The organism is Paenibacillus sp. BIC5C1, assembly GCF_032399705.1.
Taxonomy (GTDB): Bacteria; Bacillota; Bacilli; order Paenibacillales; family Paenibacillaceae; genus Paenibacillus; species Paenibacillus taichungensis_A.
In genome coordinates this window covers 3,312,964-3,325,383 of sequence record NZ_CP135922.1, presented here as the reverse complement: position 1 = coordinate 3,325,383, position 12,420 = coordinate 3,312,964, and the positions used below count along the sequence as shown (strand labels likewise).

Genomic DNA, 12,420 nt, shown 5'->3' with positions numbered 1-12,420 from the left:
ACCTGATCTCATCATGATTTTGATACAGATGTCTTTCTCAGCAGAGGAATGAAAAATCCACCGACAACCGATCGATTTTGAAAATTCAACTGCTTTCCGGTGATGGTGTCATACCAGTCTGTTACAGGTACACGGCTCGATGTTTCATTCATAAAGTCCCACAGAGGCGAAATTATCTGTTCGAATAGAGGCTGCGATTCGCTCATGGAGGCACACCATACGAGCCAATCGGACTTGGTGTACATCTCACGGCTATCCAGCGGTATGCCATATCGATTCTGTTTTAGCTGATAATACACCAACTCTTTGGCCGCCATTTCTTTTGGGAACAGGTTGAAGTCGAGCAGACGATCCCACACCAGATTGTATTTCATGCTCCATGACTCATCCGAGCTGTCAAAAGTTAGCTTGTAGTGATCACCTGCTGCGGCCATGGAAGACCACTCCTCTGCCATTTTTTCAGCCGCTTCACGATAAACGGCACCATCCGGCAAACCAAGCTCATCACACATATACGCATAGGCGGCAATGCCTAATATCGCTTTAATGGATAAATTGGCATTGTGCGCAAGATGTCCGGCAAAGTCGTCCGTGCACAGTTGATTGTCAGGATCCAGTCCATGTTGCAGCAAATATGAAGCCCATGTTGTGAGAAGTCCCCAGTGCTCACGGGCAAATTCCGCATCCTTCTCATAGTTGCATACCGTTGCTGCCATCAGGAGCATATTGCCACATTCCTCGATGGGCATCTGATATTCGAGTTTGTTCTCTCCGTATACCTGGCCATTGGCTTGGGGGTAAGTCCCTACGTCATGTGGAGCAAAATCAAACGTCCAATCCGTGCTCTCGGCATACCTATAGATTGGTCGCATCATACCTTTGACCAATTCGGTGTTATACCTTAGAAACAACGGAATCGACGGGTAGCTCACATCCACCGTAGCGATACAACCGTTACTAAAATTTTCCTTTGAGAAAAATAATACTTCTCCTGCTTCATCAGCAACCAATTTATGTGCAGCAATCGCTTGCCGATAGGTCAATGCCAGAATGTCTCTATATTGGTTCCCGCCTGTAGCCTGACTCTCTGCTAAGAGTTCCCGATTAAAGCGGTTGCACCGTTGCACTACCTCTTCATATTGATCCGCAGCTTTTACCAGCATCTCCTGAAATGTCACACCCTCTTTTTTCCAATACGCATTCAGCGGTTTGTGAAAATATTCAATCGCATGAATATCATCATAGGCGAGCATCAGGTAGCGGGATGCTGACTCTTCATGGATAAGACCCAGGTCCATTTCGGTTGCCATAACAGGCATATCGCCAGATATGGATTTCGGCTTGGTAGAATCATCTCCTGTCTTCAAAAGACCTGACCGGGCATACTCTTCACGCCTGGATACCGAACGGATGACTGATTGCGATTGATGGGATCGCTGAACCACCAGATACATATAACCCCAGTCGATTCTCGTATCATCGCCTGTACGTTTTAATATAGGTTGTTCCACCGTTCCCATGGACATGGCGTGTAATTGTTCATTGATTACATGAGACGCCCAGGTGACTTGCTGATCAGGAGTATGTACACACCATTCCCCTGTCACATCAAAATAGATTTTCACTTGATGGCCTTGATCATCTATCGCTCGAACATGGAACGTAACATACGTCACAGGTCTGGATAACAGCTCAAGATCATCGAGCAATAGCGGTGTGGTAAAATGAACCTCAAGTTCGATGCCTTCTCCTTCAAAAGTGTAACGGGTGGTTACTGGCTCAACAATTAGATTCGTCTGATTGAGCACGTCAGGCTCCTCAATGGTTGAATTTTCGTGAACGTCTACTTTCCCCATAAACCTTCTGATTTTGCCGTCAATGACAATCATGCCAACCATACCTTGCGTTTTGTTCGTCCAGTGTCTGGTGTGATCATCATAGAGATGGTCAGCAGCAGACCATACGCTAAAATAAGGGTCTACCGTGATCAAAGGTACGGATGGTGGTCTAAATGTCGTCATTTATTTCATCTCCTTCAATTCATTTTTTCAACGCAAACGGTACGTCCTGATAAAAGGGAAAGGCTTCGCTCGCCTTGTTAGCCAAGGCGCTGCAAAGCCTATTTGATTTCCGTGATAATTGGTATCCTAACCCTTCAACATCAGTTCGGCATTTGAACAGTTACTACTTCTTTTCCTTTCAGGTTCTCATTGGTGAACTGCATCGCTTGATCGTATCCAGTCTTCCGAAGCTGTTCCCTAAGGTCGTTAATAATGCTGAGGGCCGCTTCATCCGATTTGGCGAAAATAGCCTCCTTCCAGGCATCTCCCATCCGATCCATGGAAGGCTTCAACATTTCCCATTCCGGTGATTTGGTAATCACATCGCCCGGGTTATAGGCTGTGATCACATGAATGCCGTTTGGACGCAGGATTTTCCGGGCATTTTCCATGGCATCGAGTCTTTCCTGGTCTGCCCAGATGTCGCCGCCTGCTGCCGAATTGATGCGGTCAAGCCCTGTGATCGATTCCAGACCAATGGAAATGCCCTCGTTTTTGCGAACTTTACCGGATTGATCTGCGGTAAACTTATCAAACCATTCTTTATTCGGTACAGGTTTACCATCCTTCATATCCCAATGAACCCCTTGGACTCCGTACCGGGCCAGCATGAAGCCTTCGTCAGAAGCCATGTAATCGAGAAACTTGAGCGCCGCATCTACACACGCACCCTTGCAACTACTGGTGATAGCCGTTACGTTGTTTCCTTGAATGCCTAGATCAACAGGCCGGCTCGGGTCAACATCTGCCCGCTCCAATGGTCCGATCGGGATGTAATCGCTCCCAGGATGTGAAGTAACATATTCTTTGGAGGCGTCCAAAATGGCCGGATAATGTGCGGCAAGGATAGCAATGCGTCCTTGATTAATTTTTTCTTTGGCAATAGGATCCGTCTGAGTAAAGGCTTCAGGGTCCATCAACCCTTCTGCAACCAGTTTACGATAGAACAGCGTATATTCTTCGTATCCTTTGGTGAAAAAGTTATGTTCTACCGTTCCGTCACCTTTGTCTACATAGCCTGCTCCCGAATAGAACATCGTGTTTCCGATGCCTACGGACCATCCGTTACTAAATCCCCCCAGTGGAAACACCGGCTGACCGCTCTCCTTCAGGTTGGCATCTTTGATTTTTTGGAGAAAATTATAGAAGTCTTCCTTCGTCACGACAGACTGAGGATCCACGCCGACTTTCTCGGCAATGTCTTTACGAACGTAGAAGCCATACAGCCAATCCATGCCGTCTTCGTTCGTTGCGGGCTGATTTTGTAAAAGTAAATATTTCTTGCCGTCATACGCATCTATTGCTTTTTCATATAACGCTGGTGGCACATTCTCTTTCGCAATGGATTTCGCCAGGTTCGGGTAATCTCCCAATTTATCGGATATATCGACCAGCTGTCCTTCTTTGGCAGCCTTGATGATCCCGTCCAGCTCGCCGCCCCATGCAGGTCCGGTGTAAATGTCCGGCAAATCCTGTGTGGCGAAAATCTGGTTTACTTTCTCCGTCTCGCTGCCTTTCGTATATTCCCACTCTAAAGTGACACCCGTTTTCTCTTTGATGACTTCCTCGACAGGGGTTATCCCATTATCCGATCCGCCTGAGCCATTCCAGTTGTGCAAGATTTTGAGTTTATTTCCGTTCTCGCCTTCTGCGCCTTCCCCGTTCCCTGATGAATTCGTGCAACCGCTCAGCAAACCTCCAACCATGATGGACACGAGCAAGATGGATACGCCTTTCGACCAAATCCTGTTCAAACCAATCGCCTCCTTGAATAAATGATCTCGGTAAAGCTCTAGCAAATTCAGGTCAGGATGATCTACCCTTTAACCGAACCAATCATTACCCCCTTCACGAAATATCGTTGCAGAAACGGATATATACATAAGATCGGGAAAACCGTAATGACAAGCAAGGCCATTCGAAGCGATTCAGGTGTTGCTCCTGCTCCACCGACACCACCAACCGTCTGTCCACCCTGCTGTGCTGCACGCTGCATCGAATTGGATAACGCCTCTGCTTCCGTCAGCATTTCTTGCAGTAGAGTCTGCACCGGAATCAAATCTTTGTTCGAGACGTAATAAGCGCCCGAGAACCAGTCATTCCAGTGGGCTACCCCGATAAAAAGCGAGATTGTTGCAAGTACTGGCCCGGAAAGAGGCAAAATGATGCGTACAAAAATTTGAAAATCACCATACCCGTCAATACGCGCCGATTCCTCCAGTTCCTCCGGTATGCCTTGCAGGAATGTCCGAATAATGATGATGTGCATGAAGTTGAACAACAAGGGTAAAACGTACACCCAGAAACTATTAATCAGATGCAGTTTTTGAAGCGTAATGAAGAACGGGATGAATCCTGCACTAAAAATCGTGGGCAAAAAGATGTAAAAGGTGAAAAAGGAGCGACCTGGCAACGTTTTTTTGGAAAGTGCATAGGCCATGAGTGTACACAATACAACGTGGAGGAACGTACCCAGCACGGTACGCATAATCGTAATTTGATATGCCTTCCAGATCCGTGCGTTATCGAATACCTGGGCGTAGTTATCCAACGTGAATTGGCGGGGAAGAAAATAAATCGCACCTTGCATCGAATCCTTACCGTCGTTCAGTGAATAAGCCAAGATATATATAAACGGGTAAATCATCGAGAATCCAACCAAAGCGAGAAAGATATAGTTAAGTACCGAGAATAAGGACCATTTTCGTTCCATAAGGTCACCTCCTTAGAACAGGGATACATCACTGACTTTGCGGGCGATGCGATTAACGGTTACAACCAGAATGAGTGCAATAACACTTTGGAATAGTCCGACAGCTGCAGCATAACTGAGACGCCCCTCTCGAATCCCTGAGTTAATGGCATGCACGTCCAGTACACTGCCCAGGTTTGCGGTTGCTGGTCCATTCAGGAGCAGCAGTTGTTCATAACCTGCGCTCATCAGACTGCCCACAGCGAGTATGAATAATATGATAGCTACATTGCGGATACCTGGAAGCGACACATGCCACATCTGTCTGAAGCGTCCTGCACCATCCATTTTGGCAGCTTCGTAAAGCTGCTGATCAATACCCGCAATGGCGGCCATAAAGATAATGGAATTCCAACCGATATTCTTCCAGATGTCTGAACCGACGATCATCTGATAGAACCATGTTGGATTGTTCAGGAACTGAATTGACTCCGCTCCAAATGAACCCAATAAGTCATTGACTGGCCCCCCATACGGCGTTAGGAGCCGTTGCATCAGCGTAACCACAACGATCCAGGATACGAAATAAGGCAAGTAGGAAAGGGTCTGAACCGTCTTTTTGAATTTGATCATTCGTACTTCATTTAAGAGGAGTGCAAGAATGATAGGCATCGGAAAGCCAATTAGCAATTTCATGAGACTGATGATAATCGTGTTACGGATGATGTCACCGGATTGGTAGTAATTGAAGAACTGTTGAAAGTACTTAAGACCTGCCCATGGACTTCCGGTGAATCCGCCAACGAAATTGTAATCCCTAAAAGCGACCTGAATTCCATATAGTGGTACATAGGAGAACAGGAAAAACCAGACGATTCCGGGCAGCATAAACAAATAAAAGAGTTTATGCTGCCAGATTCGCTTCATCAATCGATTGTTGCTCACTCGTGTCTTGATCACATTCCAACCTCTCCTTTCTCATGATGGGCGGTCAACCATCCCAGCTATAGCTGTCCTAGCTTCAATCGTAATGTGATGATCTCAAATGGCGTGAAGGACAAAGCCATCTCGGATGCTCCTGCAATGGAAACAGGTGAAAGGATATTCTCCATAAGATCCGTCGTCCACGCTTCTGCTACCTGGAATCCAAGATGTAATGCCGTGGTGGCATGTGTTCCCGAAGTTTCATAAAGACGGACGATGATGTCATCTCCCTCCTCGGCTTTTTTGACGGATTCCACCATGATGTGCGGATGCTCCGGCTGAAGAAATGCTTTGGAATACGGGAGCTTACTGTTCTGCTTCGCAGATACAGATGATAAGGAAACGGGACGAAGCGGGATGTTCAGTTCATTACCTCTTCGATAGATCTCAGCCTGAACATGGTTGCCTTGATGCGGATATAACGAGTAGGTGAACGTATGCTCCGCACGATCCGCTTCCGGATCAGGATACGAGCTGCTTCGCAGCAAATTTAGACCAAGCACATTATCGATGGCTCTATGACCATATTTACAATCATTAAGCAAGGCGACTCCATAATTCGGCTCCGATAAATCAATCCACTGATGAGCACATATCTCATCCTTGGCAAAGTCCCACATGGTATTCCGATGAGTCGGTCTGGTCAAACTGCCAAATTGGATCTCACAGTGAACCTGATCTGTACGAATATTCACCGGGAATGAAGTACGAAGCATTTTCCCGTTCTCTCTCCAATCCACGGTCGTCTCGAAATCAATCCGTCTGCTGCCTTCTGTCAGAACCACGGTCTGGATCAGAGTGGATTCTCCATGGTTATATTCGAAGACCAGCCCGACTTTTGGACCCTCACGAAGCTCGCGAATATCATGGAGCGTTAATGGCATTCCTGTATGTGCGGAATAGTCATGGCTGAAATCCCAAGCATCTCCTTCGTCGTGATACACACGAAGTGCATTTCCGGGATGACCTTGCGGAATGACTTCCCGAGCTTCAGCCTTGTCCCGGATGGAGATGATGGCTCCATTCCGATCAAACTTCAAGATGAATGTGTCGTTCTCCACACAGCGTTCTTCAGCGGAAACGTGAAATTCCGACCCCTGTATTCCCGGAACTACCTGAACGCATGATGCAATCTCATCTATAGCATCCTGGTCCACATGATCTGATACCATTGTGTATCCCATGGATGGAACATGCACCTTGCGCCAGCTTCCATTCGTATTAATCCATTCCTGACGCTCCCAAGGCAATGAATTGAATATCACCACGGAAGAGCTGGATGAGGATTCGATATTTGCAGAGATCTGGTCTGCCATATGGCTGTAGGTTTCGTTGATCATATTTTCCGTCTGATCTAAAAGTTCTGCATATCGTATGAGTGACTCATCGTACACACGCTTGATGGAAGACCCGGGAAGGATATCATGGAACTGATACAGGAGAACTTCCTTCCATATCGTTTCCAGTGTCTCGGACGGATAAGACTTGCCTAGCTGTGAAACCACAAGTACGGAGGCGAACTCCAACTCTCGCAGTGCTTTCTCCATCTTCCGGTTATACCGCTTGCTTCGCGCCTGACTGGTCAGGGTTCCTTGATGCTTCTCCAGGTAAAGCTCACCGCGCCATGTCTGGAACCGTTCACGTTCTTCATTGAGTCGTTCGAAAAATTTCCAAGAAGGTTCCTGTATAACAGGGGACAAACCAAGCAGGTTTTTCTCCCGTGTCAGCCGCTCCAAATGCTCTTCGCCAGGCCCTCCGCCTCCGTCTCCTATACCAAAGAGCATTAGTGCATGGCTTGATACATTTTTATCCAGATACCCCTGTTCAGCTTTGATGATTGAACGCGGAGCTGCTGGACTGTTGTAAGTATCCTCTGGCGGCATATGTGTTAATACCGCTGAACCATCAATTCCCTCCCATAGAAAGGAATGATGCGGATGCCGGTTGTACTCGCTCCAGGAGAGCTTCTGGGTCATCATGTAGTCCACACCGGATTTTTTTAATAACTGGGGCAAACTGGCCGAGTAGCCGAATACATCAGGCATCCAGAGCGATTTCATTTCCAGGCCAAATTCCTGCTGGAAGTAACGTTTGCCATACAAAATCTGGCGTACGAGTGATTCACCACCAGGCACATTGGTATCCGATTCTACCCACATGGCGCCTTGCGGTTCCCATCTGCCTTCACGTACACGCTCCTTGATCTGCTCATACAGCTTGGGATAATGCTGCTTCATCCAATCGTACAGCTGCGGTTGGCTCGCTCCGAACACATAATCGGGATAACGCTCCATCATGCGAAGCACAGTTGAGAACGTTCTAGCTCCTTTACGGATCGTTTCACGGATCGGCCATAACCAGGCCAAATCAATATGAGCATGGCCCACAGCGCTTAGGGTTAAGACCGGATCGCCCCCCTGCAGGGTTAGCTGTTCATTTAGTCGTTTTTTCGCTTGCTCGACATTCTCTTTCGAGAAATCAATTAACTGTACCGAAATATCATAGAGCGTCTGATAGATTCTCTCCTTCCGAGCGGAACCGTCATGAAGCTGCTCTGCGGTCTCCAATAGCACCTCGGTATCGTAATAGATATCCCGAATATCTTCCCTGCAGAAGGCGATGAGTGCCTCTTTCAACGTCCCTCCCCGATACTTGCCGAACAGATCGTTATTGCCTGCATCTGCCCACACTTCAACTTCCTGTCCATTTACAGAAGTCTCATGAAGCTGCACGACTCGTTTCCCAGGCAGACCTAATGAAAAATCAAATTCGGAGTTAATCGTCGTCAATCCTTGGATAGGTGATCCTTCATGGTCAACCAGACACAGCTCACCGTTGACATCCAGCAAAAGGACCGTGGTTTGGTTACCTGTGACTGCCGGAAGATTACCTGCAAAACGGAACCAGGCACAGTCCCATAACTGCCCCCATTGTTCTCCTTGCTTGAGTGTCACTTTTACGCCAGTCGTCCGTTCCTCGTAAGGTACAGGCTCTGGTGTAACCCAAGCCGTCACTTCCAATTCGGCAATCGGCTCATATATGGCTTCCCGAAGTTTGTTTAACATCTGTTTTAACCGTTCTGGCCTTATCGGTTCGTATGGCATGCTAGTATACTCCTCTCTGTTACATCAATCAGGTTGTATTGTAAATTCAGGAAGTCCAGCGGACATGAACCTCTGCATTGTTCTCGTTGCCATGTTCGTACTGAAGAAGAACTGTCTTTGATTCCGGGTCCCAATCCCATACGACTGGCGCCGACTGCTCTTGAACCACATACTCGGCAGATAATGGTTTGGCCTTGCAGTACAACCTTGCCGTTGCCTTCATGCTGGCAGGTCCTCTTGCAATGAATCGAAAACCTGTGGCCGACGAGGACAGATCTTCTATTCGGGAAGAAGCAGCAATGACGGATACTTCTCCATCCGTTGGACGACCCGCTTCAATATCATAGAGCAAGGCTTGCTCACCCGGATTTAGGGTCACCTGGCTCAGCACGGAGAGCTTTGAATCAAACAAATCCACAATCGGACCTGGAATGACTACTGCCTCTTCGCTGACCGATTCATCGAGAACCGATACGATCAGATAGGGACCTCGTCTAATTTTGAAATAAGGCTTCGATTCCCACCGTAGTTCTGGTCCGAGGACAACTTCCATCGTTTCTTTGACAGATTGGCGCAGCCGATCAGCCCCTGCCTTGGATAAAGTGAAGTCAGCCGGGTGTTCATCCAGCCAGCAAACTACCCCTTTTCCTACCTTATGGACACCTTGCCTCTTATCTTTTAGACCTAGCTGTTCAAACAAATGCGTTCGAGGGGAGTTATACGTCGGATCTGACTGCCCTTGCTTGCGGTCATGGTTCCACCATGCACGAATATCGTGGTACGGGTCGCTGTCATCTCCTACATAGATTAACGCTCCGCCATCCTGTACCCACTGTGCAAGGGCATAATGAATGTCCGGATATTCCGGTTTGATAAATTCATAGCTCAGTATGAGTACACGATAAGTTGCCAAGTAACCCGGATACCGCCTTACATTATCCAGTTGAAGTGGACGGACAGGAATACCATGTTTCAATAACGGCAGTGTCAGACCGTAAAAAGGAGAGAAATCGAGCAGCTCTGTATCGCCATCCTGCTGGAATCCTTCAGGATCTGTTCCATCGTATTTACCGGCATGAGGTGCATGGGGATCTGGCTTCATTCGTTGAAACATCGCTGAGTCTGCAATAAAAACGCCGACTTGTAATGGCTCCTCTGCGGTTTCAATCACATCCTGATTCATGTTACCAAGGGTGTGCATGACCTGAAGCAAAGTTGTGGCATAATCTGACGGGATTTGCTCCTTGCCTGAGCCATCCTCTGAAAGATATTTCCCTTGAAAGATTCGTCGAGGCCAAGGTGCGACTTCATAATGAGCGACCCCGGGATGCAGCAGTGAGGCAACCACCGTTTGTAAGTAGTTCTGGCGGTAATCAGCCCAGGTGTAATTCGGGTTATCTTCGATCGGATCATGCAGGAACCACATCCGTCTGTCGGTTCCACGAACCAGTTCCTGCATGACGCCGTATTCTAGGTAAGCGGTTTCAAACGTACGTTCCTTACGCAACCCTTCATACACATTGGGGGTTCGGGATGTCCCGGTCCAGATCTGTGCAATATACCCATCGATGGAGGGCAGCTCCAAAAGTTGAGATTGTGGACTGACAATACGCCACTGCGTGTAATTAATCAGACTATGGGTCGGAACATAAAAGCGAAGGACACGACCATAACGTTTTAACGCGTAGTCCTTCATTTCTGCACATAATCGGTCCAGAACACGTGTATATAAATACGCTTTTAATTTGGAAGCTCGAAATTGTGCATCAGGTGAAGCGTGTGGCGGAATCCAAGACTCTTTGTAATACAGCTGCCATTCCCGTTTGAAAGCTTCCGAATAGCCCCCATTTACCCAGAATTCAGGTTCCTCCAGATGGATGGCTTCCACACCGGCGTCAACGGCAATACGTATTCGATCCGCTATGTAATGACCAAAAGAAATGGTAGGCACCATATATGGAATGACTGGCTCGCTCCCATGAAGAATCATGTTGCCTTCCCGATCCATTTGAGCTTCATCCCAATGTGTTGCCCCATCGACTTCGCCATCCAGATAGCTGTTGTAGGTCCCCCAAGCAACTCCTGTCATCAAATGAACCACATAGCCTTTTTCTTTCCACTTCAGAATGCGTTCCTGCATCGACTCATCAATCCCGTAAACCATCACAAAGTCTGTCTGTAAATCATAATCGGGATGATAAGCAGCAGATTCTTGAAATCCCGTACGCTCTTCCTTTCGATCTCGTGCCATCTTCTTAACCTCCCCAAGCTTGTATTTGATTTGGGTTGCAATGTATGACTATCCATCATTTTCTAGACTATAATATATGATATGAATATATTCAATATGTTTTTTTACACAAATATAAAAAAAACCTTCTCCGCTTCTCTACGGAAAAGGTTTTCTTTTTTTGTGAAATTTAAGTTCGAGGAACCGTTCCGGTGGTTTGACGTACGACCAGCTCGGGTTCAATCAGCATTTTGCTATAACTTTTCGCTTCCCCATGACCACGTAATACTTCAAGTAATTTAGCAGCCGCCCGATACCCCATATCCCGCTCAAACTGCTTCACATGGGTAAATATACTGAATTCCTCCACGATTGAGGTGGGATCATCGAAGCTTACTATCGACACATCTTCAGGCACTTGAAGCCCTGCTTGCTTGGCCATTTGATAGATTTGCACACCTAACCTGCCGTTAAGCGAAACATAGGCTGTGACCATTCGATTTTGGATATATCGATACAAAGGGTGCGCTTCCGCTTCCTTAAGTTCACTTAACGGTTGAAAATCCGTAATCATATGAGCAGGATTGATTAACGCGCCTTTGCCTTTTAATGCCTCAATATAACCTTCGATCCGCTCCTGAACCGTGACTGTCTGAAGGGGAGAATCGGAGCAAATAGCGATATCCCGGTGTCCCAGCTCCCATAGATGCTCCACAGCTAGCCTCGTGCCCCGTCTCCCATCTGCCGCAATATAATGTGTCTCGACCCCTGGCAAATAGCGATCCATTAGTACAAAAGGAAAACCCGAGAGCTTCATGCCGAGGATCTCCTCGTTGTAGTTTTCTTCATCGACGGGAAAGATTAACAGACCTTCTGCACCAAGCGCCTTCATTTCCTTGATGACATCCTTCTCTTTATCCACCTTGCCATGCGTAAACATGATCATGCTGCGATATCCTTTCTCACGCAAGGCTTGCTCAATTCCCTCAACGAGCCGAATGGCAAAGTAATCATGGATGGATGGCACAATGATGCCAATCATTCCTGTAGATAGTGTCCCCTCTCTACCTTTCATGGGGGTCGCTTGCGTTGAGGTCACAGAAGCACTATCCGCTTCTTCAGCTACAAAACTGCCTTTCCCCGGCACACGTGCAATTAACTTTTCATTTGCTAGTCCGGTCAAGGCATTGGCAACCGTAATTTTACTGACCTGAAACTGATCCATCAGTTCCTTCTCTGTTGGTATGCGATCACCGGGTTTCATATTTTCTTGAGTTATGACATGTCTGATATAGTCCTGGATTTGTTGATACAGTGGAATTCGATCATTTGTACTCATTTTGATCACAT

General features: G+C 47.1%; 7 protein-coding genes. All 7 read right to left on the bottom strand.

Translation table 11 applies throughout. The features are described 5' to 3' along the window. Positions 1-11 precede the first annotated feature (11 nt). The 7 genes from RS891_RS15010 to RS891_RS14980 all read right to left on the bottom strand — a co-directional run bounded on the left by RS891_RS15010 (position 12) and on the right by RS891_RS14980 (position 12,409). Positions 12-2,021, bottom strand: a complete 2,010-nt coding sequence (locus tag RS891_RS15010) for a glutaminase family protein (protein WP_315795873.1) — start codon at positions 2,019-2,021, stop codon at positions 12-14. Positions 2,022-2,161: 140 nt separating this feature from the next. Further along, positions 2,162-3,814, bottom strand: a complete 1,653-nt coding sequence (locus RS891_RS15005; RefSeq protein ID WP_315795871.1) for an extracellular solute-binding protein — start codon at positions 3,812-3,814, stop codon at positions 2,162-2,164. A 62-nt stretch (positions 3,815-3,876) separates the two neighbouring features. Continuing rightward, entirely contained in the window at positions 3,877-4,773 is an 897-nt protein-coding gene (locus tag RS891_RS15000) for a carbohydrate ABC transporter permease (RefSeq protein WP_063565068.1), read from the bottom strand. A 12-nt stretch (positions 4,774-4,785) separates the two neighbouring features. Next, a complete protein-coding gene (locus RS891_RS14995; RefSeq protein ID WP_113054820.1) occupies positions 4,786-5,712 on the bottom strand; it encodes an ABC transporter permease in 927 nt (308 codons plus the stop codon). Positions 5,713-5,756: 44 nt separating this feature from the next. Further along, on the bottom strand, positions 5,757-8,840 hold the full coding sequence (locus tag RS891_RS14990; RefSeq protein ID WP_315795868.1) for an alpha-mannosidase: 3,084 nt from the start codon (positions 8,838-8,840) through the stop codon (positions 5,757-5,759). Between the two features lie 46 nt (positions 8,841-8,886). Continuing rightward, positions 8,887-11,091 (bottom strand): hypothetical protein, encoded by a 2,205-nt coding sequence (locus tag RS891_RS14985; protein ID WP_315795867.1) that lies wholly within the window; start codon positions 11,089-11,091, stop codon positions 8,887-8,889. Positions 11,092-11,260: 169 nt separating this feature from the next. Further along, positions 11,261-12,409: a GntR family transcriptional regulator gene (locus RS891_RS14980; protein ID WP_315795865.1), complete on the bottom strand. Its 1,149-nt coding sequence runs from the start codon at positions 12,407-12,409 to the stop codon at positions 11,261-11,263. Between the last annotated feature and the right edge of the window lie 11 nt (positions 12,410-12,420).

Excerpts from the sequence above, each read along its gene's own strand:
- RS891_RS15010 (WP_315795873.1), bottom strand. The coding sequence starts at position 2,021 with ATGACGACATTTAGACCACCATCCGTACCTTTGATCACGGTAGACCCT.
- RS891_RS15000 (WP_063565068.1), bottom strand. The coding sequence starts at position 4,773 with ATGGAACGAAAATGGTCCTTATTCTCGGTACTTAACTATATCTTTCTC.
- RS891_RS14990 (WP_315795868.1), bottom strand. The coding sequence starts at position 8,840 with ATGCCATACGAACCGATAAGGCCAGAACGGTTAAAACAGATGTTAAAC.
- RS891_RS14985 (WP_315795867.1), bottom strand. The coding sequence starts at position 11,091 with ATGGCACGAGATCGAAAGGAAGAGCGTACGGGATTTCAAGAATCTGCT.
- RS891_RS14980 (WP_315795865.1), bottom strand. The coding sequence starts at position 12,409 with ATGAGTACAAATGATCGAATTCCACTGTATCAACAAATCCAGGACTAT.